The sequence below is a fragment of the Paenarthrobacter aurescens genome (assembly GCF_025421775.1).
Classification (GTDB): Bacteria; Actinomycetota; Actinomycetes; order Actinomycetales; family Micrococcaceae; genus Arthrobacter; species Arthrobacter aurescens_B.
In genome coordinates this window covers 45,128-71,066 of record NZ_JAOEFX010000004.1, presented here as the reverse complement: position 1 = coordinate 71,066, position 25,939 = coordinate 45,128, and the positions used below count along the sequence as shown (strand labels likewise).

The following is a 25,939-nucleotide window of genomic DNA, read 5'->3' as shown; positions in this document are numbered from 1 at the left end:
CTTCGCGATGAACAGGAGATCGCGCGTGGCAAGTAGACGTCCTCACCCCCTTGAGGCAACAACTGCGCGGCGCTGAGACCTCCTTAGGGCCAGATGGGCCACAGCCACTGTCAGCCCTAAGACCATTACCTAGTGGCTCCCGGCACGTATCACGCCTTTTCCTGCGGCGCTCTAGGCGCGGAACGCCCCATAGCCGCCCTAAATACCGCGGAGGCGCCAGCGCCCGGATGTTAGGCATAGAGAGGCCTAAGCCGGCTGCTGAGGGGGGAGAGGCCTAAGCCGGCTGCTGAGGGTGGAGAGGCCTGGATCTGACCAAAGGAGGCGACGCACAGCGCACTCACAAGGGGGTAGGAGCTTTTGAACCCACAGAACTCTAAGCACGCGGCGCAGCCCATTCACTACGTTCGTTCGGTGGGGTAACCCAGCGCGCTCCGATAGGGAGGGCGCCCCTTCCTCGCCCATCCAGTCAGACAATCCACCACAGGGCGCCATCAGATACACGGGCTTGTCCAGCCAGGTCCATGGGAGTTGGGAGGCGGGCTCTAGTCCCTAAAGGTTCACCCCCTAGTCAGAGCGCTGCTAAGTGCCAGATCCCTGTATGGCCTCCTACGACTCATGGCCAACTTCGTCCTCCCGTCGATCCACGACGGCTTGTAGTCCCTCGCAGCCCGAAGCCAAACACAGCCCACCGTAGGCGACGGAGACCACAGGCTGTTTCTCGATGTTTCACGTGAAACGCATTAGTTGGCCCTTCCGGGGTCCAGGATCCGAGGCCTCAGTAGAACCCCTCGCTTAGGCGTCACAAAGCCTGCGCAACCGAAGAGGCTCCCCCCCAATGTACGGGGAAGGGCGAACCCCTCCAGCTATGGCCCGTAGTGCTCAACGTAAGGTCCCCTCCTCCAGCAACATGACAAGGACGAGTAAGGCTGGAGCTGCCTGCAGCAGGGGAAGGCCTGCTAATCCACCACCACCTGGGACCCAGCCCCAGCGGGCAAGTGGTCTTGCCTGTTGCGTGTTGCGTGTTGCGTATAGATCAGTGCTGGAGATCTTCAGCATGGACACCGTGTCCAAACCAATCGACTGCACTACCGGCTGGTGGGCTATCGCCAAGCCCCAGGCCGGCCCCCATAGCTGCTCCATTCGAAGAGTCCCACCGCCATAGGAGAGGATGAGGCGAAGACATCAGATCATTTGTTTGCGGATACACGTCAAGCTCGCACGCACGTCAGCGGGGAACCATCTCCTTGACCGGCGTGTAGTCTCGATCGCTTGAGGGCCAATGTTGCGCGGGCCGGACGGCGGCCTGTGGAGAGACATTCCAGTCATCCGGCAAATGGTCGGCAACTGCGCCGAGGACTTGAATTGTGAGCGACCGACCCCCGCACTCCGTCCGGCCTCAGTCAGTTCAGACAGCGAGGCAATCTAAATGAATGCCAGATGTCGCCACAGTTATGCACATAGTTATCCACAGGCTTTTCCACCGGTGATGAGATTGCCCACAGTACCCCGCCTCCTCGCCCCTGGAAGCCCACGTTCGTGGCCCTTACGTTCTGTTCAGGAAGCCCAGGGAGCATTGTGATAACCAGCCTCCGCACGGCTCGAAATATGCAGCAAATTCAATAGAAAACGGCACATAATCGGGCTAGGGACAGGACCTGCCGGTTGTGGGCCTGATGCATACCGAACATTCCAACATCGAGGCCGTCGCACCCTGACCCTTACCCAAAAATTGGATCGCCCGATGCTCCCTCGGTCGTACAGAGAACCCTCCTTCCACAGGAGTTATCCCCAAAGTTTTCCACAGAGATATCCACCGACTTATCCACCGATCCTCCGCGATCGTGGGCGGTGACAAGGGCATGATCCTAGGTCTATTGCGGAGCTGTTTCACGTGAAACATCTCCCGGCCCAGCCTGTCGACCTGCTCACTGACTAGGCGAGTCGACCTGCTTAGCTGACAGCTACCCAGCCCCATACTTCGTGCGCTGCAGCTAAGTGCGTTCCCAATGTTTAGGTGACAGCAAGGCATTCTCAGTTGGGAGCCTCACGCGGCAGCTCCAACATCGGATCAATCAACGCGGCAGGGACACAGGCCGGCGGCGGGTTGTGGTTACGCCGAGGGATCGCCGCATCCACTTTTAGTCTTTGCATGACGCACAGGGGTAGTTCGGTGACGCTGTCTTAGTAGCTGCGGTCCCGGCGTTGCACGAAAGGGGCCGATGGACTTGGGCAGTGGCCGCACTTCCGATTCGCATAGAGGGGATCATGGGACCACGGGAGCAGCAGGCACCCGCGTCACACGGACTACAAACGTGGGTGTTGGCAGCGACAGCCGCTCTGCAATCAACACCTGTCGGCAGTTCCCACTTGCATGACCACCAAGCCCAACCGCCCCAAGCGTCACTGACCTCACCAGGCAGCCCCAAGAGTGTATGCCAGTCCCGCGCCTCGTGCGGAAGAGTCCAACTGCCATTTCATTGAATGCGTAGCGAAGAGCACTGCCTACGATGATGGAACTCTGGCTCTACCATCGACACCAGCGTGCGTTAGACGCATATGTACGCATCAAGGGCTACGTGGCTCCTATCCCGCAGGGGAGGCGCAAACAGGTGATGGGCGTGATGCCAGGCAAGCAGTTGAGGCAGCCCATCTTGGGGTCCACGCGAAACTCCCAGGCTCCCATAGTCGACATGCCACAAGCGAGCAAGGCCAGCCTCGAGCAGCTTCAACTGTGTAGACCCTCTCCATTAGGGCAATACCTCAGAAAGCGTCCCAGCGAAGGCCCTGGTCGTCCGATGCGAGGGCAATGGACTCACTGCCGGAAGGGCGAGGAGATTGGCCACCTCCTACGGGGGCCGGATCGCTTCCGCTGTCTAGTCTTTGATCTACGATTCGCTCCATCAAGCGATGTAGATACGGATACGGCACTGCAGGGGAGTGAAGCACCATTCAAGAGCTCGCCAGCCCTATCTACTGTGTGCGGACAGTTTGCTGTTGGGCCAGGTGGCCCTGGAGTCTGCACAAGTGGATCCCTGGAGTCTGCACAAGTGGATTCAGAATTCTATGCCGCCAGAACTCCGGAAGCCTTTTCCGGTACTGCATGGAGCGAAGCCACTGGTCTTCTCTTACAGAAGGCGAGGCTATCGGTGTTCGCACAAGCTCTCATTTTCAAAGAAGTAGGCGGTGATATGCGCGATCCACATGCCGCAGTGTGCAGTTTGCCCAGGGTAGCTTGCTCTGTTTCACGTGAAACATCCGCAAACTGTCGAGTGTACTCACGCCGCAGACGAGTGTTGACCGCCTTCGTGGCTTAAATTCCTGAAGCGCAATGGAACAGAGTCGTCACTGAAAACGTGTCACATCCAAATGGCGGTCGAATGCACTCAAATGAGCGCTTCGGTGCCACTATTGCTGGACTTGCGAGGTTCGGCGAGGGATTTCCTGAGCCCAGAAGTCCTGAAGCGCTTTGGATTCACGTGAAACATGCTTGGTCTAGAGGCAGCAGGCCTGATGCCACGTCATGCCGCGCGCTCGGGCGATGAGCGGACAGAAGCATGAGACATCTCGTCACCGCAATCGCTAGTGGCGACAGCTGGGACAAGGAGCTGCAAGGAGTAGTTCGTTACTGTGAACCACCCGAGAAGGGTACGACGGGCCCTCTTCACCGGGGCCAGCGCCTTGGCCGAATGCCTACCCCGGTGCTCGCCCCTCCGACGGTAATCCTCTGGTCCCTTGGACCAGATAGAAGCGCCGCATTCGGTGAAACGGTAGTTACAAGCCACCTCGGCTCTTGTTTCACGTGAAACGGACCTCCGAGATGGTCATAGCCGGCCCACTTCGACGATGGAGTACTACGCAGTCCAGCTTGATACCTAGTGTGGAAGACTGACGAACTAGCCCCAGAGATCGATACTGAAGGAGTCCACCTCGCACTTGGCTCCGTGTAAGACGGAATCCGCGTTACAGGGGCCTCCGTCACTACACATGGACACTATTGGGTTCCCCGATACTGACTGCCTGCGTGGCACTTTGGGGCATAGGACGTAACCAGAACGTCCTGAAGGGGCCCACCTGGTGGGAGGCCGGAATGCATCAGGGTGCAGGAGCGCGCCCGTCGGGCCCAATGCGCATCCACGAATGCCAGAATGGCTGTGGCAATCGGGCATGGCCCAGTTCATGGCGCAGGTGTCGTACCTGATACCTTGTCGCAGCACCAGGTTTCACGTGAAACATCCCAGAGCCCTCCGTACCACCATCAGCGAAAACGGAGATTCTGACACGAAACTGGCCTTGGAGTATTGCGAACCCGGGCAAAAAAACGGGGCCCGCTCCAAGAGCGGACCCCATTAAGTTCTTTTCAGGAGACTAGTCCTACGCAGCGGTGGCTAGTCCTCAGCGCCGGGACCCAAAACATCCATAATTCGATTGAGATCTTCGACGCTGGCAAACTCGATACTCACGCGACCCTTGCGGGCTCCCAGCGTGATCTTCACGTTCGTGTCCAAGCGGTCCGAAAGGGAAGAGGCCAGGTAGTCAAGGCGCTCGTGACGAGCATTTGGCTTGGGGATGCTGCTCTTGGCAGGAGTGGTGGGGTCCTGGTACAAAGCCACTGCTTCTTCTGTGGCTCGAACCGACATGCCCTCAGCAACGATCTTCTGCGCGAGACGTTCCATAGCAGCGGCGTCAGGGAGTGCCAGCAGTGCGCGCGCGTGCCCGGCCGACAGGACGCTGGCTGCCACTCGACGCTGCACCAGAGGGGGAAGCTTCAGCAGGCGCAGGGTGTTGGACACCTGCGGCCGCGAGCGACCTATACGGTCAGCAAGCTGCTCGTGCGTAGTTCCAAAGTCTTCAAGCAACTGTTGATAGGCAGCTGCTTCTTCCAAGGGGTTCAGCTGGCTGCGGTGAAGGTTTTCCAGCAGCGCGTCTCGGAGAAGGTCATCGTCCGTGGTGTCACGAACGATCGCAGGGATGGTTTCGAGTCCCGCGGCCTGTACAGCACGCCAGCGACGCTCACCCATCACGAGCTCGTACGGTTCTCCACCCTTTTCGGTTGAAGTACGCACAACAATTGGCTGTAGGACGCCTATTTCCCGAACAGAGTGAACCAGCTCGGCCATGTCGTCCTCATCGAAGACTGAGCGGGGCTGTTTGCGGTTCGGATGAATGTCACCGACCGGGATCTCGGCAAACCGAGCACCAGGGACCTCTACCAACTCCACCTCGGGAGCAGACGGGGCGGACGAGGGGGCAGCCGCCGTCGACTTCATCTCTTCGGCAGATTCCGTATCGGGTGATGCAGCGCGCTTGGCGGCAGGCTTCGAAGCTGACGACTTGGAAGTGGACGACTTGGCAGGTGCCTTGGCGGTAGAGCTCCTGACCTTGGGCGCTGCGGCCGACGACTTGGAAGCGGCCGCCTCGGAAGGAACTGCAGCCGCTTCCTCGGCAGGAACGTCTACTACAGGCTCCGCCGTCTTGCGTGCCTCAGGGAAGAACAGATCCACGGGACGCGAGGGCGCCGCACCGTTGCCTTGGGCCGCAGCCGAGCTAGGAATGAGAGCCCCAAGACCCCTGCCGAGGCCCCTTCGCTTTTCGCTCATTGATTCATCCCTCCGATGGAATAGCCGAGCACGGACCGGCCCTGGCTGTTGCAGTGTTTCAAGAATTCTAGCGTTCAGCGATTTCGGCGGCAGCTTCCATGTAGGACAGCGCGCCGCTCGATGAAGGATCGTAGGTCATGACGGTTTGCTGATAACTCGGCGCTTCAGAAATGCGTACCGAGCGAGGAACCACGGCTCCCAATACCTGTTCAGGGAAGTGCTGGCGTACCTCGGATGCAACCTGGGCAGCCAGGTTGGTCCGGCCGTCATACATTGTCAGAAGAATCGTGGAAACCACCAGGTCAGCATTCAGGTGCTTCTGGATCATCTCGATGTTCTTGAGGAGCTGGCTCAGGCCTTCGAGCGCGTAGTACTCGCACTGGATGGGAATGAGGACTTCGCTGGCCGCGCAGAACGCGTTGACCGTCAATAGACCCAGGCTCGGTGGGCAATCGATGAAGATGAAGTCCAGCCGTCCTTCGCCGTTCTTCTCCCGCTCCTTGGCATAAACATCAATGGCGCGTCGAAGCCTCTGCTCGCGGGCCACCAACGAAACCAGCTCAATTTCAGCGCCGGCCAAGTGAATGGTGGCCGGTGCACAGATCAGGTTGGGAATGTCGGGGCACGGGGCTACGACGTCCTTCAAAGGAAGATCGTTGATCAAAACGTCGTAAATGCTGTCGACGTCGGCATGGTGCTCAATGCCCAGAGCCGTAGAGGCGTTGCCCTGGGGATCGATGTCGATTACCAGTACGTTGAGACCGGCACTTGCCAAAGCCGCAGCGATGTTCACCGTCGTGGTTGTCTTACCAACCCCACCTTTTTGGTTGGACACCGTGAAGATGCGGGTCTTGTCCGGCTTAGGCAGTTCCCTGCCGATCAGGCGTTCACGTCGACGAGTCTCGTTGGCCAGCTGGCGGGCGATGGGACTGGAATCATCAATGGAATCCATCACGTTACGCACTCCATCCGAAACCGTTTCACGTGAAACGGCAGCATTATCAACCGAATCCGTGCGGACTATCGCAGACTGAAGGGACGCAGAGGGTGTAGCCATTGCCCGCGCGGACCCCAAAGACATAAACGGGGGGATTCGCTGCGTGGAGGTTTCACTACTACCCACTGGTCACACTCTCACTCTCATTTCGGCGCTTGCTGCCGTTCTCTAGCCTAACCGCTCAGCCGCCGACACGCGGGAAACCGAGCGGGAGCTAGGCCGTCTTTCCGGGCTTGTTGACGATGATCCTCACCACGGTGGTGGGTTCCTCCAAAAGCTCCTGTCCACAAACCACAACGGACGTTTCCACGCCGCCGAGTTTACGGATGACCTTCTTTGCCTTCTCAATCTCCTCGGCTGCGCTGCGGCCCTTGATGGCCACCACTTCGCCATGGCCGTTCAAGAGGGGAATAGTAAGGCCGGCCAGGTTGCTCAGTGCGGAAACGGCCCTCGCCGTGACAACATCCGCGTCCACCATTCCGACGGCCAGCTCGGCGCGCGTCCTCATGATGGTGACGTTGTCCAGGCCGAGGTCGTCAACCACTTCCTGAAGCCAGATGACGCGCCGTTCCAGCGGTTCAATCAAGGTCAGCTCGAGATCCGGCCGGGCAATTGCCAGGCAAAGACCCGGCAGACCTGCGCCGGATCCGACGTCAGCCACGTGGCTGTCCATGGCAATGGCAGATTCAATGACGGCACAGTTCAGGACGTGGCGACTCCACAAACGCGGAATCTCGCGGGGGCCAATCAGCCCGCGCTCGGTTCCCGACGTAGCCAGGTGTTCTACATAGCGCTTGGCGAGATCCAAGCGCTCCCCAAAAATCTTCTCTGCCGCTTCCAGTTCAGCTGCGGTGATTTCAACCATGAGCTGCTAGTCAGCCGAGACTACGATGTGGCGGCCTGCGCCCTCGCCCTCGGACTCGGAGACAAATCCGAGGTCAGCGACGGCGTCGTGGACGATCTTGCGCTCATAGGCACTCATCGGCTCAAGGGCTACGGTTCCGCCGTCAGACTTGACCTTGGCAACGGCGTCTTCGGCGATCTGCTGGAGTACGCCGGCACGCTCTTTTCGGTATCCGTTGATATCCAGGACCAGGCGTGAACGGTTCTCCGTGGCGGAAAGAACGGAGAGGCGGGCCAGCTCCTGCAGTGCTTCAAGAACCTCGCCGTCACGTCCCACGAGGCTATCCAGGGCGGCAGACTCTTCATCGGCACCGATGGAGATGTACGTGCGTCCGTTCCGGACCTCGATGTCGATATCACCGTCGATATCGGCAATATCAAGGAGTTCTTCGAGGTAATCGGCGGCGATGTCGCCTTCTTCTTCCAAACGGCTGGCCGTCTTGGACTGCGTCTCTTCCTGGGTCTCGTCCTGCTCTTCAGTCACAGCGGCGATAACTTCTTCGGTGCTCTCGGCAGACATTACTTCTTCTTCCTGTTCTTACGTTGTGGCTGGACGCGCTGGGCTCGGATCTCGGCCGCGGCGGCCGCAGCAGCTTCGGCTTCAGCGGCGGCGTCCGCAGCAGCGGTCTTCTTACCACCCAGCAGCGGCGGCAGGCCCTTGGCGGCACGGCGCTCCTCCAGTGCCTTGGCGGCAGGGGAACCCGGGGTGGGCATGCGGCGGATCACGAAGAACTGCTGACCCATGGTCCAGAGGTTGGTTGTGGTCCAGTAGATGAGGACACCGATGGGGAAGTTGATTCCACCGATACCGAACACGAGCGGCAGGATGTAAAGCATCATTTTCTGCTGGCGCATGAACGGGCTGGCCATGGCCTCTTCGGACATGTTCTTGGCCATGATCTGCTTCTGGGTGATGAACTGCGAGGCCGTCATGGCAATGATCATGATGATACTCAGAACCCAAACAGCCACCGCACTGTTGCCGCCGCTGGGGTCACCGTGGAGCAGCGAAGCCGATAGCGGGGCACCAAAGATGCTGGATGAGTCAAACTGAACTACTTGCTCATGGCTCATCGCACCAACGCCCTGGCCCTGCTTGGCGTTCGTCGAGATACCCGACAACACCTGGAACAGCGCGAAGAAGAACGGCATCTGAATCAGCATCGGCAGACATGCCGAGAACGGGTTGGTGCCGTGCTTCTTGTACAGCGCCATCTGTTCCTGCGCCATGGCCTGGCGGGACAGCTGATCGGTCTTGCCCTTGTACTTGGTCTGAAGTTTCTTCAGGTCCGGCTGCAGCAGCTGCATGCCGCGCTGCGCTTTGATCTGCTTGACGAAGACGGGAATCAGGGCGGCACGGATCACCAACACGAGGCCAATGATGGACAGAGTCCACGTCCAGCCGTTCGCGGCGGGCAGGCCAATGAAGCTCAGTCCCTCGTGGAAGCCAACCATGATGATTGACACCAGCCACTTGAACGGAAACATGATTGTTTCAAAGAAGTCCATACGATATCCCTATTCGTTAGGCCGCCGAGCGGCCTTCTTCATCAGCCTGAGCAGCCAGGAACTGGTCCGGATTGTTCAGTACAACAATTGTGGGCGTCCGGCCTTCAGGCCAATGACGGTGCCCGGCGGGGACATGGTCCACTCCACCGGCGTTCCAAGGGTGACATTTGGCGAGCCTTTTAGCTGCGAGCCAGCTACCCTTCACGGCGCCATGCACCGTAACTGCTTCCAGCGCATATGCCGAGCAGGAGGGAAAGAAACGGCAAACCTGGCCGTACAGGGGCGAGACGACCTTTCGGTACGTCTTCAGCAAGACAATGAGGATGTTGCGCGGCAGCTCCCAGAGGAAAGTGCCCACCGCCGCCGGCAGATTCCTGGAAGGAACCTTGCCGGTGGGGTCGCTTGAGGAAGGAACGACGGCGGTGCTTATGTCATGCACGCGGTGTCCCTTCCGTTGTGGTGCCGTTGTGTTCCGTCGAAGCGTTGCGTGGAGCTGAGCCACTCAATCGCTTCGTCGTCACTGCCAATGCGGCGTTGTAGTCCGAGAGCAACTGCTCCCAGCTGGCTGTTGCAGCTGCGGGCAGTGCCCGGACCACGACCGCCAGGCCCATTCCATGCGTGTGCAAGGAAAGTGCGCCTGCTTCTCTCAGTCTCCTCTTAACGAGGTTCCTGGTCACGGCGTTCCCGACGGCTTTGGAGACAATGAAGCCGATTCGACTCGGCTCCCCGGCCCCGATAGAGGCCGTATATAACACTAAGTTCCGGCGTCCATTGCGGACGCCGGAACGTACAGTTGTTGAAAAGTCGGTAGACGTCCGCAGACGGTTAGGGGTGGCTAGCACCGTCGAACCCGCAAAAAGACCCTGACCGACAAGTCAGTTATTTACGCCGACAGTTCGACGCGGCCCTTGCCGCGACGGGCAGCCAGGATGGCGCGGCCGGCACGGGTGCGCATACGAAGGCGGAAGCCGTGCTTCTTGGCCCGACGGCGGTTATTCGGCTGAAAAGTCCGCTTGCTCACGTTAGTTACTCCAGTGGATCAAAGGTGCGCCCACCCGATCAAATAAGGGGAAGAACTGGCCGACGCTAAGTTTTGTATGTGCCTGCCGCCGTTGCCTTCCGTACGGTAAACGCACGGGGTTACAACTGATCTCAAAAGCGGACACAAAGGACTTCACAACGTTAGGGCAAAAAGGCACCCACAGTCAAACCGGGAGCCTGCCGCAGGACTATCCACAGCTGTGCCCAACTCCCGTTCCCAGCCTGTGGATGAAGTGGCTCACAGGCCTCTTTCGAGAACCACAACGGTGTAATTATCCACAGGCAACTTCCCAGCTATCTTCTGGCGATTTCATCCCCTAGAGTGGCTCAGTAGCCCATTGTCCACCCGCTGTGCATAACTCTGTGGATTATCGCCCAGAACAGCGCCGCCGGAGACACTTCGGCTGCCAGCAACGCCGGCAAGCAAGTATTTAGGAACTGATTGATGACAGTAGACGAAGCCAACCACGCCAACACTGTCGGAAGTTCCTGGCGCAGGGTGCTGAGCCTTATGGAACAAGACGACCGGGTTTCACCCCGTCAGCGCGGTTTCGTCATCCTCGCCCAGGCACAGGGTCTTATCGGTTCGACCCTCCTGGTTGCTGTTCCCAACGAACTCACCCGCGAAGTCCTGCAGACGCAGGTGAAGGATGCCCTGGACGACGCCCTCCGAAACGTCTTCTCGGATGACATCCGCTGCGCAATCGACGTGGACACCGATCTGGTGCCCGTCCACGCAGAGCCGGAACCCGCCGTCGAGCTTTCCGCCGTATCTGACTTCGCCGAACCAAAACCGCAGCCCACGCCCCCGAGCACCTCGCATGAGTTTGGGCGCCTGAACCCGAAGTACATCTTCGATACGTTCGTGATCGGTTCCTCGAACCGCTTTGCGCACGCGGCCGCCGTCGCTGTTGCCGAAGCTCCGGCCAAGGCCTACAACCCGCTGTTCATTTATGGCGACTCGGGACTGGGCAAGACGCACCTGCTGCACGCAATCGGCCACTATGCCCGTCGGCTCTACAGCGGCATCCGGGTCCGTTACGTGAACTCCGAGGAGTTCACCAATGACTTCATCAACTCCATTCGCGATGACGAAGGCACCAGCTTCAAGACCACATACCGCAACGTGGATGTGCTCCTCATCGATGACATCCAGTTCCTGGCGGGCAAGGACCGGACGCAGGAGGAGTTCTTCCACACGTTCAACGCCCTGCACAATGCCAACAAGCAGGTTGTCATCACCTCGGACCAGCCGCCGAAGATGCTCGCCGGTTTCGAGGACCGCATGACGTCCCGCTTCGAGTGGGGCCTGCTGACCGACATCCAGCCGCCGGAACTCGAAACCCGCATTGCCATCCTCCGCAAGAAGGGCCTGAGCGAAGGCTTGTCGGCACCGGACGATGCCCTGGAGTACATCGCCTCCAAGATCTCCAGCAACATCCGCGAACTCGAGGGCGCCCTGATCCGCGTCACGGCGTTTGCCAGCCTCAACCGCCAGCCGGTGGATGTTGCCCTGGCTGAGATGGTGCTCAAGGACCTGATCACTGACGACGGCGCCCAGGAGATCACAGCGAAGCAGATCCTGGACCAGACGGCGGACTACTTCAAGCTCAGCATGGAAGAGCTCTGCAGCAAGTCGCGAACCCGTACGTTGGTGACCGCCCGCCAGATCGCCATGTACCTGTGCCGTGAACTAACGGACATGTCCCTGCCGAAGATCGGGCAGGAGTTGGGCGGCCGCGATCACACCACCGTCATCCACGCAGACCGCAAGATCCGCGAGCTGATGGCAGAGCGTCGTGTGATTTACAACCAGGTCACTGAGCTGACCAACCGCATCAAACAGCAGCAGCGCGACTCCTGAAGTCCACATCGCGTCCGCCACTACATACCTTATTAACAGGCACATGTGGATAAGCCTGTGGATACTTAAGGGGACAAGCGTGCTTAATGGGCTTAAAACCCTTAAGCCGTCTGTGGATCGTTAAAAACGGCCCTGGGAGTTGTCCCCATCCACACCCTGTTTAAAACCCAGTTAACGCACAGTCCGTGAACAGGGCTTAACCGCGGAACTGCGCGGCGAGATCGGGTTATCCACAGTTTCCACAGCAGTTATTAACACTACGAATCCCAAAAAATTGAAATCCCTCAAATAACAATCTCGTTCTGCCACCCACCGAACACTTCCACCGACGGACCAGCAGCCAGGCCAAGGCCAGCCCGCGGCTGTCCACATACGAAGGGTCCTGCCCGTCGGGGATGGGTTAATCGCGGATCTTCCGGCTAAGCTGTCAGCAGCGCTCCCATCCCTGGGTCTGTTTGTAGTTCGCTCAGCGCGGACCATGCAGGTTCCGGTGCCGGACTGCGAAGATTTAGCGGCTTCCAAGCAGGAATCCGCAGCTACTACATGGCAGCAGCAATGAAAGGCGGCACCCCTCCGTGAAGTTCAGAGTCGACCGCGACGTCCTGGCAGAAGCCGTTACGTGGACCGCGCGGTCGTTGTCTCCGCGGCCGCCCGTACCTGTGCTTTCCGGCCTCCTCCTCAAAGCCGAGGCGGGAACCGTTAGCCTCTCGAGCTTTGACTACGAGACCTCTGCGCGCCTGGAAATTCCGGCAGATATCGCCGTTGAAGGCACCATCCTGGTATCCGGACGCCTCTTGGCAGACATTTGCCGCAGCCTGCCCTCGGCTCCTGTCGAGGTTGAGACCGATGGCAGCAAGGTAACGCTTACCTGCCGTCGAAGCAGCTTCCACTTGGCCACCATGCCCGAGTCCGAGTACCCCGCCCTCCCGGCAGTGCCCGCCATCAGCGGAACCCTGCCCGGCGACGCATTCGCTCAAGCTGTTTCGCAAGTGATCATCGCGGCGAGCAAGGACGATACCCTGCCGATCCTCACCGGTGTCCGCATGGAGATCGAGGATGACCTCATCACGCTCCTTGCCACCGACCGCTACCGCCTCGCAATGCGCGAAGTCCCCTGGAAGCCTGTCACTCCGGGCATTTCCACCAGCGCACTCGTCAAATCCAAGACCTTGAACGAAGTAGCCAAGACTCTCGGTGGCAGCGGCGACATCAACCTGGCCCTCGCCGACGACGACAGCCGGCTCATTGGCTTCGAAAGTGGTGGACGAACCACCACTTCACTCTTGGTTGACGGTGACTACCCGAAGATCCGCTCGCTCTTCCCGGATTCCACTCCGATCCACGCCACCGTTCAGACCCAGGAACTGGTGGAGGCCGTCCGCCGTGTGTCGCTCGTGGCCGAGCGAAACACCCCGGTTCGTCTCGCCTTCACGCAGGGACTGCTGAATCTCGACGCCGGTACAGGTGAAGATGCGCAGGCCTCCGAAGAGCTTGAAGCCCAGCTTTCCGGCGAAGACATCACGGTGGCCTTCAACCCGCACTACCTCGTTGAGGGCCTGAGCGTCATCGAAACCAAGTACGTTCGGTTCTCCTTCACCACTGCTCCCAAGCCGGCGATGATCACGGCACAGGCTGAAGCGGATGGCGAAGACCAGGACGACTACCGCTACCTCGTCATGCCGGTTCGCCTTCCCAACTAACTGGAACGCGCCCCGCCACCTTCGCAGAAAAGAGTTCATACCGTGCACATCGGACTGATCGGCCTTGGAAAAATGGGTTTCAACATGCGGGAACGCATGCGGAACGGCGGCATCGAGGTCACAGGTTTCGACCGGAATCCGGACGTCACGGATGTTGCTTCAGTAGATGAACTCATTGCTGCGCTGCCCACTCCAAGGCTGGTGTGGGTGATGGTTCCGTCAGGTGCGATCACCGATGCCGTCGTCACGGAACTTGGCGAGAAGCTCAGCCCGGGTGACATGGTGATCGACGGCGGCAACTCACGATTCACGGAGGACCAGAAGCACGCCGCTGCACTCGCCGAAAAGAGCATCCGCTTCGCGGATTGCGGTGTATCCGGCGGTGTTTGGGGCCTGCAGAACGGTTACGGCCTTATGGCTGGCGGCGCCGATGAAGACATTGAGCTCGCAATGCCGGTCTTCGACGCCCTTCGGCCCGAAGGCGAACGGGCCGACAGCTTTGTGCACGTCGGCGGGGTTGGTGCTGGTCATTACGCCAAGATGGTTCACAACGGGATCGAATATGGCCTCATGCAGGCGTACGCCGAAGGCTACGAATTGCTGGCAGCCAAGGACATCGTGAAGGACCTTCCAGGAACTTTCCGGGCGTGGCAAAAGGGCACCGTTGTCCGGTCCTGGCTCCTTGACCTCATGGTCAAGGCACTTGACGAAGATCCGGGCCTGGCCTCGATTGATGACTACGTCGAGGACTCGGGCGAAGGCCGCTGGACCGTGGAAGAAGCCATCGCCAACGCAGTGCCGGCACCGGCCATCACGGCAGCGTTGTTTGCCCGCTTTGCATCCCGCGAGGACAATTCTCCGGCCATGAAGATGGTGTCGGCCTTGCGCCACCAGTTCGGCGGACACGCCACCCGTCCGGCCAACTAGGCTGCAGGAGTCCTGCAAACGGCGTGTACCTCGAACATCTTTCGCTGACGGATTTCCGCAGCTACGCACAGGTTGACCTGAAGCTCGGCCCCGGCGTGACAGTGCTGGTCGGTTCCAACGGAATCGGCAAGACGAACCTGATGGAAGCCATCGGGTACCTGGCGACGTTGAGTTCGCACCGGGTCAGCACGGACGCGCCTTTGCTACGTTTCGGCTCGGAGCGTGCGATGATCCGTGCCAGGTTGGTCCGTGGAGAACAGTCGACGGTCATCGAGCTTGAGATCAATGCCGGCCGGGCAAACCGGGGTCGAATCAACCGCAGCAATCCGGTCCGGGCAAGGGACATCCTGGGCATATGCCAAACCGTGTTGTTCGCACCCGAAGATCTGGCGTTGGTCAAGGGCGATCCCTCGAACCGCAGGCGCTTCCTTGACGAGCTGCTTGTGAGCCTTGTTCCGCGGCATGCTGCGACCCGCAGCGACTACGACCGTGTCCTTAAGCAGCGCAACGCTCTCCTGAAATCGGCACGAACCGGTAAATTCACCTCAGGCCATGAGGCAACCCTGGACGTTTGGGACCAGCACATGGCCCGCGCGGGCGCCGAACTCCTGCATGCCCGCCTGGAACTCGTGGAGCGTTTACGTCCGCACCTGAACAGCGCTTACGCCCAGCTCACGGACGGGTCCAAGGAGGCTGGCGCCGTCTACCGCTCCACCATCCAGGGCGTCCTTGACGACGACGGCGGCCCGGCCGAATACGGAACGGAACCATCGGCGTCGGTTGACGACCTACGGCTGCTGTCCGTGGACGAACTTACCGATCGCTATATCCAGGCTTTCGCAGCATCGCGAAAAAAGGAGCTCGAACGCGGCATCTCCTTGGTAGGTCCCCACCGCGACGAACTTGAACTCGTACTGGGGCAAGCCCCCGCCAAAGGTTATGCGTCCCATGGGGAAACCTGGTCCATGTGTTTGTCACTCCGGCTCGCTTCCTACTACGTGATGTTGGATGATGCCCGTACCGGCGGTACCGCCCCGATCCTCATCCTGGATGACGTTTTCGCGGAACTCGATGTGCAGCGTCGGCGTAAACTGGCTGCAATAGTGGCCGGCGCCGAGCAAGTGCTGGTGACCGCCGCCGTCGATGCCGATATCCCCGAGGAGCTGGCCGGACGGCGCGTAACCGTTGTTCCGGGAGGCATCGATGGCGAAGGATAGCCGCGACGGACTTCAACCCGGACGTGATCCGGACGAGATTGATGCTGCCCAGGCGGCGCTGAACCGCATGCGCGAGGCAGCTGCTGCCCGCGGCGAAGTAAGGCAACGCGCCCCGCGGCCCGGATCTGCCCCCAAACGCAAGGGCCTTCGTGATACCCGGGGCTTCACCCAATTCCACGGCAGTGGACGGGACCCCTTGGGCCTCGGAAATGTGGTTGGCCGACTGGTGGCCGAACGCGGGTGGACATCGCCTGTGGCCGTGGGCTCGGTGATGGCGGAATGGGAAACCTTGGTCGGAACGGACATCTCGGCACACTGCACGCCGGAGAGCTTCACGGACACTACCCTCCATGTCCGTTGCGATTCAACGGCCTGGGCTACCCAACTGCGTTTGCTGAGCACGAGCCTCCTGGAGATGTTCCGCAATGAGCTTGGAGAAGGTGTGGTCACCAGCATCCAGGTGCTGGGACCGTCGGCTCCAAGTTGGCGAAAAGGCGGGCGCAGCGTCAACGGTCGGGGCCCGAGAGACACCTACGGCTAAACGGCGTGCAGGGCGATTCAACGCCCCTGAGTCGTATAGGCCCCCATCGGGACCACCGTAGGGCCATTGCAGATAGGGCCAGCGGCCTCCTACGGCCATATTCAGCTCTCGGCTGCCCCCGTATTTGCAAGGATTCACGCCTTTCCACGATAGAATTGGCATAGATCACTGAGCGCCGGTGAAACATCGTCGGGTCTTGGTTCCACTTTCGTGGCATCGGAGGCTTCCGTCGTTGGAGTAAACGGCGCAATCAGTCACGTGCCCGTTGGCGGCCGCGGTTCGCCGTGGACAGCACCGGGAACGGCCGACATCGAGTACAGAGGAGTCGAAAGCGCCTGTGGCTAACGACAATGCAGAGACCTTGGCAGTAGAGCCCGAAGAGGAGACTGTTCCCAAGCCCGACACGCCCGCTGAGGCGCCCAGGGAGTACGGTGCCAGCGACATTACCGTGCTGGAGGGCCTCGAAGCTGTGCGCAAACGCCCCGGTATGTATATCGGTTCCACCGGTCCCCGAGGCTTGCACCACCTGGTCTACGAGGTAGTGGACAACTCTGTTGACGAAGCCCTGGCCGGTTACTGCAGCCACATCGAAGTCACGCTCCGTGCCGATGGCGGCGTCCGGGTTGTCGACGATGGCCGCGGCATCCCCGTGGACATCCACCCGACCGAAGGCAAGCCCACGGTTGAAGTGGTCATGACCATCCTGCACGCCGGCGGTAAGTTCGGCGGCGGCGGATACGCGGTTTCCGGTGGCCTCCACGGTGTGGGTATTTCCGTGGTGAACGCACTATCCCGGCGCGTGGATACTGAAGTCCGTCGCCAAGGCCACGTCTGGCGCATGACCTTCGCCGACGGCGGCAAGCCCCAAGGCGAACTCGTCAAGGGTGAAGCCACTGACGTCACCGGTACATCTCAGACGTTCTACCCGGACGGGACTATCTTCGAGTCCACTGAGTTCGATTTCGAGACGCTTCGTGCGCGCTTCCAGCAGATGGCCTTCCTCAACAAGGGCCTGCGGATCACCCTGACGGACGAGCGCCCGGTGAACCGCGACGGTGATGATGACCTCGACCTCGACGCCGTTGCCACCGAAGGCGAAGTCGCCGCCGAGCACCGCACTGTTGTGTACCAGTACCCGGATGGACTGCTGGACTACGTAAAGCACCTGAACTCAAGCAAGAAGGTTGAAATCGTCCACGAGGACGTCATCGCTTTCGAAACCGAAGACACTGAGCGGCACATCGCCGTCGAGGTCGCCATGCAGTGGACCACCGCCTACTCGGAGAGCGTCCACACGTATGCAAACACGATCAACACCCATGAGGGCGGAACGCACGAAGAAGGCTTCCGCGCCGCGATGACCTCGCTCATCAACCGTTATGCGCGCGAGAAGAGCATCATCAAGGAAAAGGAAGACAACCTTACGGGTGACGACATCCGCGAAGGCCTGACGGCCGTTATCTCGGTCAAGCTTTCCGAGCCGCAGTTCGAAGGCCAAACCAAGACCAAGCTGGGTAACTCCGAGGTAAAGGGCTTCGTCCAACGCGTTGTCACGGATCAGCTGGGTGACTGGCTGGAGCGCAACCCCGGTCCCGCCCGCGATGTCATCCGCAAAGCAATTTCTGCTGCCCAGGCACGCATGGCTGCCCGGAAGGCCCGCGATAACGCCCGCCGAAAGAGCCCGCTGGAGTCATTCGGCATGCCCGGCAAGCTCTCCGACTGCTCCTCCAAGGATCCTTCGCGTTGCGAGGTTTACCTGGTGGAGGGTGACTCCGCAGGTGGTTCGGCCAAGCGCGGCCGCAACCCGGAAACCCAGGCCATCCTGCCACTGCGCGGCAAGATCCTGAATGTTGAGCGTGCCCGCCTGGACAAGGCCCTCGGCAACGCCGAAGTCCAGTCCATGATCACCGCGTTCGGAACGGGCATTGGCGAAGACTTCGATATTTCCAAGCTGCGCTATCACAAGATTGTTTTGATGGCCGATGCTGACGTTGACGGCCAGCACATCACCACCCTGCTGATGACCCTGTTGTTCCGCTACATGCGCCCGCTGATCGAAAACGGCTACGTCTACCTGGCCCAGCCGCCGCTGTACAGGATCAAGTGGTCCAACGCAGCCCACGACTACGTTTACAGTGACCGCGAACGTGATGAAACCATCCGCAAGGGTGCTTCCATGAACAAGCGGCTCCCCAAGGACAACGGCATTCAGCGCTACAAGGGTCTCGGCGAGATGGACTACACCGAGCTGTGGGACACCACCATGGATCCGGATCGCCGCACGCTGCTGCAGGTCACCATGGATGATGCCCTGGCCGCCGACCAGACCTTCTCCGTCTTGATGGGCGAGGACGTTGAATCGCGCCGTAACTTCATTCAGCAGAACGCCAAGGACGTCAGATTCCTCGATATCTAGGGCTCCACAAGGGCATCTGAATATTCTTGAACTGACATATACCTGAAACGGAAACCTTAGATTATGAGTGACGAAACTCCCGAAGTCCCGGCGGAACCCACTGCCGACGACGTTGTTCTTGAGGGCGATGTGCTGACCGACCGCGTGGAGCAGGTGGACCTGCAGACAGAGATGCAGCGGTCCTACCTCGACTACGCCATGGCCGTCATTGTCGGCCGAGCCCTCCCGGACGTACGCGATGGCCTGAAGCCGGTGCACCGCCGCGTTTTGTACGCAATGTTCGACGGCGGCTACCGCCCCGACCGCTCCTTCAACAAGTGCGCCCGCGTGGTTGGCGACGTCATGGGTACCTATCACCCGCACGGCGACATGGCCATCTACGATGCACTGGTTCGCTTGATCCAGGACTGGACCATGAGGTATCCCTTGGCACTTGGCCAGGGTAACTTCGGCTCCCCGGGCAACGACGGCGCAGCTGCACCGCGTTACACCGAAACAAAGATGGCCCAGTTGGCCATGGAGATGGTCCGCGACATCGACGAGGAAACAGTCGATTTCCAGGACAACTACGACGGCAAGAACCAGGAACCCACCATCCTGCCGGCGCGTTTCCCCAACCTGCTGGTCAACGGTTCCTCCGGCATCGCCGTTGGTATGGCCACCAACATTCCGCCGCACAACCTCCGTGAAGTTGCCGAGGGCGTACAGTGGGCGCTCGACAACCCCACGGCCACACGGGAAGAGCTTCTCGAAGCCCTGTTGCTGCGCATCAAGGGGCCTGACTTCCCCACGGGCGCCACCATACTGGGCCACAAGGGCATCGAAGACGCTTACCGCACAGGTCGCGGCTCCATCACCATGCGTGCTGTGGTCAATGTCGAGGAACTCCAGGGCCGCACGTGCCTGGTGGTGACCGAGCTTCCCTACCAGGCCAACCCGGACAACCTGGCCATCAAGATCGCTGAACTGGTCAAGGACGGCAAGATCCAGGGCATCGCGGACCTCCGCGATGAAACCTCGGGCCGTACCGGCCAGCGCCTGGTGATTGTGCTCAAGCGCGATGCCGTGGCCAAGGTTGTACTGAACAACCTTTACAAGCACACGCAGTTGCAGGACAACTTCTCGGCGAACATGCTGGCAATCGTGGACGGCGTTCCGCGCACCTTGAGCCTGGATGCCTTCATCCGGCACTGGGTTGCGCACCAGATGGACGTCATCGCACGCCGCACCCGCTACCGCCTGCGCAAGGCCGAGGAAGAAGCACACATTCTGCGCGCACTCCTCAAGGCATTGGACATGCTGGACGAGGTCATTGCGCTCATCCGTGCATCCAACACCACGGAAGCTGCCCGCGAAGGCCTTATGGAGCTCCTGGAGATCGACGAACTCCAGGCCCGCGCCATCCTGGATATGCAGCTGCGCCGTTTGGCAGCACTGGAACGCCAGAAGATCCAGGATCGGCATTCCGAGCTCGAAGCCATGATCCAGGAATACAACGCGATTCTGGCTTCCGAGGAACGCCAGCGCCAGATCATCAGCGAGGAACTCGCGGAAATCGTTGCCAAGCACGGCGACGATCGCCGGACGCACATCCTGATGGGCTTCGACGGCGACATGTCCATGGAAGACCTCATCCCCGAAGAGGAAATGGTTGTCACCATTACCCGCGGTGGCTACGTCAAACGGACCCGTAGCGACAACTACCGTTCGCAGCAACGCGGCGGCAAGGGCATTAAGGGTGCGCAGCTGCGTGGAGACGATGTGGTGGAGCACTTCTTCGTGACCACCACCCACCACTGGTTGCTGTTCTTCACCAACCTGGGTCGCGTCTACCGGGCCAAGGCCTACGAGCTGGCTGAAGCGGGCCGTGACGCCAAGGGCCAGCACGTCGCAAACCTGCTGGCATTCCAGCCGGATGAGCACATTGCCCAGGTCCTGGACTTGAGGGACTACCAGCAGGCTCCGTACCTGGTGCTCGCCACCAAGAATGGCCTGGTGAAGAAGACAAGGTTGGAGGACTACGACACCAACCGCACGGCCGGTGTCATCGCCATCAATCTGCGTGACGAAGATGAGCTCGTATCTGCCCAGCTGGTCAGCGAGACCGATGACCTGCTCTTGGTTTCCCGCAAGGGTCAATCCATCCGATTCACGGCCACTGATGACGCATTGCGCCCCATGGGTCGTGCAACCTCCGGTGTGACCGGTATGAAGTTCCGTGAAGACGATGAGCTGTTGGCCGCTGACGTGGTCCAGGACGGCTCCTTCGTCTTCATCGTGACCGAGGGCGGCTACGCCAAGCGGACCGCCGTCGATGAATACCGCCTGCAGGGCCGCGGCGGCCTGGGTATCAAGGTAGCCAAGCTCGCTGAAGACCGTGGTGACCTCGTTGGCGCCTTGATCGTGCAGGAAGAGGATGAAGTCCTGGTGGTCATGGAGGGTGGCAAGGTGGTCCGCTCGGCCGTCACCGGCGTTCCCGCCAAGGGCCGCGACACCATGGGTGTCATCTTCGCCAAGCCGGACAAGAATGACCGCATTATCGAGGTTGCGCGCAACAGCGAACGAGGCTTGGAAGTCGAAGAGTCAGAGGACGGACTCGACGATGACGTAACGTTGGCTGCAAACGACGGCGCCTCCGAGGCGACCGTGACGGCCGAAACGGAAAACGACGCAGACCCGGAAATCGAAACGGGCGCGGAGCTGAACGAAGACAACACCGGAGGTAACGAGTGAGTAATTCCGACTCATATCCCAAGCCGAGCACAGGTGTCCCCGGCGGACTCCGGCAGCCCTCGGGCAGCGCACAGGCAGGAACGCCTGCACGTCCCCAGCAGCGACCCGGAACCGGGTCCACTGGGGCCGGCGCTGCCGGAGCGCGACCCGCAGGCGGCGCGAACTCCGCCCAGCGACCCGCTCAGGCAAGCCAGCGTCCGGCTGGAGCTCCCGGCCAGCGCCCGGCGCAGCCTGGCCAGCGGCCAGCAGGGTCCCCTGCCCAGCGCCCCGCACAGGGCGCCCCGGGACTGGTGAAGCCGGCCCCGAAGGCCAAGGTGCGCCGCGCTCGACTTCTGATCAGCAAGGTGGACCCATGGTCCGTCCTGAAGATGGCTTTCCTGCTGTCCGTTGCGTTGGGCATAGTCACCGTGGTGGCTGCCATCGTTTTGTGGACCGTGTTGGATCTCACTGGCATCTTCAACCAGGTGGACAGCCTTCTGGGTACCCTGGCCGGTTCTGAGGGCAGTGGATTCGAACTGAAAAAAATTGCTTCGCTGGGGCAGGTGGCTTCCTTCGCCACCATCATTGCCGTGGTGAACGTGGTGCTGCTGACGGCACTGTCCATGCTCTCGGCGGTCTTGTATAACATTTCCGCAACGTTGGTTGGTGGCGTTGGTGTCACTTTGACCGACGACTAGCAAAAACTCCCGGAAATACGCCGAAATTGGCGGAAATCCCCCGGGGAAAAGCCTCGATTTGAGATCGGGCCGGGATGTGCTGTACAGTCATATCTCGGCCCGATGAGGCATCGGGGCGTATAGCTCAGGCGGTTAGAGCGCTTCGCTGATAACGAAGAGGTCCCAGGTTCAAGTCCTGGTACGCCCACGGAACCTACAACAGGTTCAGGTAAAACTGAACTGGAATGAGGTACTTGTGAAGAAGTTGCTGGTAGTAGTGGCAGCCGCAATCGCAGGTGTCCTGGTCTATAAAAAGGCCCAGGAATCCGAAGCCCGGAAGGATGTCTGGAGCAAGTCAACCGACAAGGTGGACTAGCCGAGGAACCCGGTTTGAACTGGTAATTACCAGTCCGGACATGGGGTATGATTGACGGGTTGCTTCTTATGGGGGCATGGCGCAATTGGTAGCGCACCTGCTTTGCAAGCAGGGGGTTCGGGGTTCGAGTCCCCGTGCCTCCACCATAAGAAAAGTCCCGGTCAGAAATGACCGGGACTTTTGCTTTTAACCCTCATTGTTTCCACACGAACAACCAGCCGGTTACCGTGCTGCGGACACCCACGCCTGACAGTGCCACTTAGCTTCTGCGGTGCTGCGGAGTTGGGCCGACGCTACGCTTTCGGGCTGCCGCCGCGCATATTCGTGCGTGCCACCCTCCTGGGCGGGTTCCACCCAAATCCGGGTGTCGCCGGCCCGTTTCCGCGTCGCCGGCCCGTTTCCGCGTCGCCAGCGAATTTGCGCGTCGGCACATGAGAAGTCAGCCGGCCTGGACCTGTTGAAGTGCCCGTTCCAGGAACGACGTCAGCTCGCCGTCCCCCAACACTGGCGTCACCACACCGAGTTCCAAGGTTGGCTGTGTCTTGGCGGCTGCTGCCCTCAGGGCGCCTTGGACGTTGATGCGGGCCTCCGTGGCAGCCTGGGTGTCGCCGCGCTTCGCAGCCTCCAGCATCACCAGGGCCTCCTCCACGCCGCGTCCGTACTGAGCAGCCGCTGCCGCCCAGTGGGTTGCGTCCTCGGCGAAGCCCGGAACGGCCATCCGGGGCAGGAGCGCGGGCAGCCGCTGCAGCAGCTCAGCGCGCGCTTTCAGGGCTCCGGATGGTGACCTGCCGGCGTCGTAATCCGACCAGAACTGGTCAATATCGCGCCGCAGCTCCGGAGCGGACGGTGTGAGGGCATCATCTTGCCAGTCTTGGTTCAGATCCACGAAGGCCCGGACAGCTGACTGGACCTCAGGATCGGGCCCGGCAACCAGGGACAAGGCAGCATTCATGGATTTGCCCGGATCATACGCCGGACCGTTCCACGAGAGATCGGCGTAATTGAAGATAGCCGGCAGGGACAGATAAGGCTCGATCATGGGGTTGGTGACCATGCCGCGGATCGACTGGTGAAGATCGGCGTCCCTTCCGATCACCGGAGCCATGAAGAGGTGGTCCTGGGAGAAGTCGTTGACCGGATAGTTGTCCCAGATGACGATGCTGCGCGGGGACCCGGGGCTCCCGTAGGTGGTGGCTGCAGTTTGCGCTGACTCCAGGGTTATCCGGTGCGACACAACATCTTCCCCGGTCCACTGAACCACGATGCCGGGATTCAGCGCCTGGCCAAGTTCCCGCTTGTACGGCGTGCTGCCGGAGCCGTTGTAGAAGGTGGGGACGGTTTCAAGGGGCAGGATTCCGTCCTTGGCGGAGATGAACCTTTCATTCACATCGTTGAGGAAGGACGCCTGTGCCTTGGCCAGGTTGGCTTGCCCCGAACCGAACTCCCGGAGATCGTCGGAGCATTGGACCTTGGTTGCTATGTCGTCCAAGGGAATCACGAACGACCTGACGCCAAGCGAGTACAGGGATTCAAGTTTGGCCACCGCGTCCTCAAGATCAGCCTCGCTCGAATAGCAAACGTCGATTCCAGGTGAGAGCGCGTAGCTGAAACGGATGTGGTTGGTTGATGCGGCATCGATGAGCTCCCGCAGTTCCCCAAGTTCCTGATTCGTGTAGAGGTCACGCCATTTGTCCCGCAGCAGGGGATCGTCCTTCGGCGAATAGATGTAGGTATTCATTTTCTGCCGACCGGCGAATTCGATGACATCCAGGCGGGCCTGATGGGACCACGGCGTGCCGTAGAAACCCTCGATCACACCGCGGGTTTCCATCAGCGGCCAATCTCCCACGCGCACGGCGCCCACAGAACCGTCCTTGAGGAGCTGTCGAAGGGTCTGGACTGAGTGGAAGACGCCGTCGTTGTCGCGTCCGGCGAGTACCGCCGTCGGAATCCCGTCTGACTGCCCGGTTCCAATCGCGTAGCCTTCGGCACGTCCCAGTGAATCCTTGATCTCCGGGTCACTGTCCAGCTGTAATTCCTTGAGCACGGGAGCTACTGCGGAATCAGTACCCAAGTGGATGGCAGAGGATCCATCGCGGGGGCTGGCCAGCGCCGTCACGACTTCCGCGGTGCCCCCGGCACTTGCCACAAGGTCCTGAACTGCGGCCGTGGAGGCTGGATCCGTTCCGGCAGGGGCAACAATGTACACGTGGCCGGTCAGGGGAACAGGTTCACCGGTCCCGGCGCGGACATGTTGGGGTGTCGGGAAGATACTTGGCACACCACCCCTGTTTCCTTCAGGTCCATCGGGGTGCTCGCGGGAAACAGCGAACCACCCTGCGACCACGAGGGCGGCAGTGAGCGCCCCGGCCGCTACCAGCAGCAGGACAGATCGTCTCCGCTTGGCGCCAGCGCCGATGGGTGCCGTGTTCAATCAGATATCCCCTTGGGTATGCCGTTACCGGCTGACTGGAATGGTGAGTCAAGACAATCACACTGTTGGTGCATCAGATAGGGGCAGGAGTGGTCCCCCACCCCACTAGGGTTGATCCGTGACCCTTCTCATTGCTGCCCTCGGGGTGCTCGGTGTTGCCTCATCCGGACCGCTCATTGCCGGCACCCTCGGTGCCACCTCGGTGACGGCATTGGCCATTGCCTTCTGGCGGAACGCAATCGGTGCCGTGGTGATGGCCGCTCCCGTCGTCGTACGGGAGCCGAAGGCGTTCGGAAGGATCACCAAGCGTGAGTTCGGCTGGTCTGCTGTGGCTGCTGTTGCACTCGCCTTCCATTTCGCGTGCTTCATCACCGCGCTCCAGCTGACATCCGTAGCTGCGGCCACCGCGTTGGTCTGTTTGCAGTCGGCGTGGATCGCGGTATTTCAGTTGCTCCGGGGAACCCGGCACCGCTGGCCGGTGCTGGTGGGTTTGGGGATCGCGTTCGGCGGCGTCGTAGCCATCACCGGGTTCGACATGGGCTCCTCCCCGGAGGCCCTGCTCGGCGACCTCCTGGCCATTGCCGGCGGCGCCTTGGCGGGCCTCTACACGCTTGCTGGTGGCAAAGCCCGTCAAACAATGGGCACGGGAACCTACACCACACTGTGCTACGGCATGTGCGCGGCGATCGTGGCGGTGCTGGCTTTGTTCAGCGCCCAGCCACTGGCAGGTTTCGACGCCGGAGGCTGGCTTGGAATTATCGCCATCACCGTTTGCGCGCAATTGGTGGGGCACACAGCGTTCAACCACCTCCTGGCCACCATGAGCCCGTTGTTGGTGTCCATGATCATCCTGCTGGAGATTCCAGGCGCTGCCATCCTGGCCGCCATCTTCCTGAATGAGACCTTGCCAGGCGGAACTTATGCCGGCCTGGCACTGATCCTTGTTGGTCTGGCGGTTGTCGTCAGCGGACAGCGGCGGGGACGGGCTGGAGCAGACCGCCGCGAAGCCGAGCTTGGCACCGACTGAG

At 60.6% G+C, this 25,939-nt stretch carries 19 protein-coding genes and 2 tRNA genes; 12 read left to right on the top strand and 9 right to left on the bottom strand.

All coding sequences use genetic code 11. The features are described 5' to 3' along the window. Positions 1 to 4,385: 4,385 nt before the first annotated feature. The 8 genes from N7568_RS09390 to rpmH all read right to left on the bottom strand — a co-directional run bounded on the left by N7568_RS09390 (position 4,386) and on the right by rpmH (position 10,027). Positions 4,386 to 5,597 (bottom strand): ParB/RepB/Spo0J family partition protein, encoded by a 1,212-nt coding sequence (locus N7568_RS09390; RefSeq protein ID WP_261609575.1) that lies wholly within the window; start codon positions 5,595 to 5,597, stop codon positions 4,386 to 4,388. 67 nt (positions 5,598 to 5,664) lie between these two features. Further along, a complete protein-coding gene (locus N7568_RS09385) occupies positions 5,665 to 6,720 on the bottom strand; it encodes a ParA family protein (protein ID WP_261609574.1) in 1,056 nt (351 codons plus the stop codon). A gap of 88 nt (positions 6,721 to 6,808) precedes the next feature. Then, the gene (gene rsmG / locus N7568_RS09380; RefSeq protein WP_011776793.1) at positions 6,809 to 7,459 is read right to left on the bottom strand and encodes a 16S rRNA (guanine(527)-N(7))-methyltransferase RsmG; all 651 of its coding nucleotides are present in this window, start codon (positions 7,457 to 7,459) and stop codon (positions 6,809 to 6,811) included. A 6-nt stretch (positions 7,460 to 7,465) separates the two neighbouring features. Continuing rightward, positions 7,466 to 8,017 (bottom strand): Jag family protein, encoded by a 552-nt coding sequence (locus N7568_RS09375; RefSeq protein WP_261609573.1) that lies wholly within the window; start codon positions 8,015 to 8,017, stop codon positions 7,466 to 7,468. Next, positions 8,017 to 9,006, bottom strand: coding sequence for a membrane protein insertase YidC (gene yidC, locus N7568_RS09370; protein WP_261609572.1), 990 nt, complete (start codon positions 9,004 to 9,006; stop codon positions 8,017 to 8,019). Before yidC ends, N7568_RS09375 begins: the two co-directional genes overlap by 1 nt. 16 nt (positions 9,007 to 9,022) lie before the next feature. Continuing rightward, entirely contained in the window at positions 9,023 to 9,508 is a 486-nt protein-coding gene (yidD, locus tag N7568_RS09365) for a membrane protein insertion efficiency factor YidD (RefSeq protein WP_261609571.1), read from the bottom strand. Beyond that, entirely contained in the window at positions 9,438 to 9,848 is a 411-nt protein-coding gene (gene rnpA, locus N7568_RS09360) for a ribonuclease P protein component (RefSeq protein ID WP_261609570.1), read from the bottom strand. Before rnpA ends, yidD begins: the two co-directional genes overlap by 71 nt. A 41-nt stretch (positions 9,849 to 9,889) precedes the next feature. Next, a complete protein-coding gene (gene rpmH, locus N7568_RS09355; protein WP_011776797.1) occupies positions 9,890 to 10,027 on the bottom strand; it encodes a 50S ribosomal protein L34 in 138 nt (45 codons plus the stop codon). A 465-nt stretch (positions 10,028 to 10,492) separates the two neighbouring features. Here rpmH and dnaA point away from each other — a divergent pair, with 465 nt between their 5' ends. The 11 genes from dnaA to N7568_RS09300 all read left to right on the top strand — a co-directional run bounded on the left by dnaA (position 10,493) and on the right by N7568_RS09300 (position 22,623). Continuing rightward, the gene (gene dnaA / locus N7568_RS09350) at positions 10,493 to 11,911 is read left to right on the top strand and encodes a chromosomal replication initiator protein DnaA (protein ID WP_017199749.1); all 1,419 of its coding nucleotides are present in this window, start codon (positions 10,493 to 10,495) and stop codon (positions 11,909 to 11,911) included. 575 nt (positions 11,912 to 12,486) lie between these two features. Continuing rightward, the gene (gene dnaN / locus N7568_RS09345; RefSeq protein WP_261609569.1) at positions 12,487 to 13,611 is read left to right on the top strand and encodes a DNA polymerase III subunit beta; all 1,125 of its coding nucleotides are present in this window, start codon (positions 12,487 to 12,489) and stop codon (positions 13,609 to 13,611) included. Then, the gene (gene gnd, locus N7568_RS09340) at positions 13,612 to 14,538 is read left to right on the top strand and encodes a phosphogluconate dehydrogenase (NAD(+)-dependent, decarboxylating) (protein WP_261610002.1); all 927 of its coding nucleotides are present in this window, start codon (positions 13,612 to 13,614) and stop codon (positions 14,536 to 14,538) included. A gap of 23 nt (positions 14,539 to 14,561) precedes the next feature. After that, complete coding sequence (recF, locus tag N7568_RS09335; protein WP_261609568.1) at positions 14,562 to 15,755, top strand: DNA replication/repair protein RecF; 1,194 nt, start codon at positions 14,562 to 14,564, stop codon at positions 15,753 to 15,755. Then, on the top strand, positions 15,742 to 16,296 hold the full coding sequence (locus N7568_RS09330; protein ID WP_261609567.1) for a DUF721 domain-containing protein: 555 nt from the start codon (positions 15,742 to 15,744) through the stop codon (positions 16,294 to 16,296). The genes recF and N7568_RS09330 overlap by 14 nt, the downstream gene beginning before the upstream one ends. A 337-nt stretch (positions 16,297 to 16,633) precedes the next feature. Then, positions 16,634 to 18,712, top strand: a complete 2,079-nt coding sequence (gene gyrB / locus N7568_RS09325) for a DNA topoisomerase (ATP-hydrolyzing) subunit B (RefSeq protein WP_261609566.1) — start codon at positions 16,634 to 16,636, stop codon at positions 18,710 to 18,712. Between the two features lie 63 nt (positions 18,713 to 18,775). After that, positions 18,776 to 21,445: a DNA gyrase subunit A gene (gyrA, locus tag N7568_RS09320; RefSeq protein ID WP_261609565.1), complete on the top strand. Its 2,670-nt coding sequence runs from the start codon at positions 18,776 to 18,778 to the stop codon at positions 21,443 to 21,445. After that, positions 21,442 to 22,122, top strand: a complete 681-nt coding sequence (locus N7568_RS09315) for a DUF3566 domain-containing protein (protein WP_261609564.1) — start codon at positions 21,442 to 21,444, stop codon at positions 22,120 to 22,122. The genes gyrA and N7568_RS09315 overlap by 4 nt, the downstream gene beginning before the upstream one ends. Positions 22,123 to 22,235: 113 nt before the next feature. After that, positions 22,236 to 22,309 (top strand) — tRNA-Ile (locus N7568_RS09310). A gap of 48 nt (positions 22,310 to 22,357) precedes the next feature. Continuing rightward, positions 22,358 to 22,477: a DLW-39 family protein gene (locus N7568_RS09305; protein ID WP_235036161.1), complete on the top strand. Its 120-nt coding sequence runs from the start codon at positions 22,358 to 22,360 to the stop codon at positions 22,475 to 22,477. Between the two features lie 70 nt (positions 22,478 to 22,547). Further along, positions 22,548 to 22,623 (top strand) — tRNA-Ala (locus tag N7568_RS09300). A gap of 293 nt (positions 22,624 to 22,916) precedes the next feature. On the opposite strand, the gene N7568_RS09295 is transcribed toward N7568_RS09300, so the two are convergent. Next, positions 22,917 to 24,911, bottom strand: a complete 1,995-nt coding sequence (locus N7568_RS09295) for a beta-N-acetylhexosaminidase family protein (protein ID WP_261609563.1) — start codon at positions 24,909 to 24,911, stop codon at positions 22,917 to 22,919. Positions 24,912 to 25,029: 118 nt separating this feature from the next. On the opposite strand from N7568_RS09295, the gene N7568_RS09290 reads away from it, so the two are divergent. Next, positions 25,030 to 25,938, top strand: a complete 909-nt coding sequence (locus tag N7568_RS09290) for a DMT family transporter (protein ID WP_261609562.1) — start codon at positions 25,030 to 25,032, stop codon at positions 25,936 to 25,938. The last annotated feature ends 1 nt before the right edge of the window (position 25,939 follow it).

Excerpts from the sequence above, each read along its gene's own strand:
- N7568_RS09330 (WP_261609567.1), top strand. The coding sequence starts at position 15,742 with ATGGCGAAGGATAGCCGCGACGGACTTCAACCCGGACGTGATCCGGAC.
- yidC (WP_261609572.1), bottom strand. The coding sequence starts at position 9,006 with ATGGACTTCTTTGAAACAATCATGTTTCCGTTCAAGTGGCTGGTGTCA.
- N7568_RS09375 (WP_261609573.1), bottom strand. The coding sequence starts at position 8,017 with ATGTCTGCCGAGAGCACCGAAGAAGTTATCGCCGCTGTGACTGAAGAG.
- rsmG (WP_011776793.1), bottom strand. The coding sequence starts at position 7,459 with ATGGTTGAAATCACCGCAGCTGAACTGGAAGCGGCAGAGAAGATTTTT.
- gyrA (WP_261609565.1), top strand. The coding sequence starts at position 18,776 with ATGAGTGACGAAACTCCCGAAGTCCCGGCGGAACCCACTGCCGACGAC.
- N7568_RS09390 (WP_261609575.1), bottom strand. The coding sequence starts at position 5,597 with ATGAGCGAAAAGCGAAGGGGCCTCGGCAGGGGTCTTGGGGCTCTCATT.
- dnaA (WP_017199749.1), top strand. The coding sequence starts at position 10,493 with ATGACAGTAGACGAAGCCAACCACGCCAACACTGTCGGAAGTTCCTGG.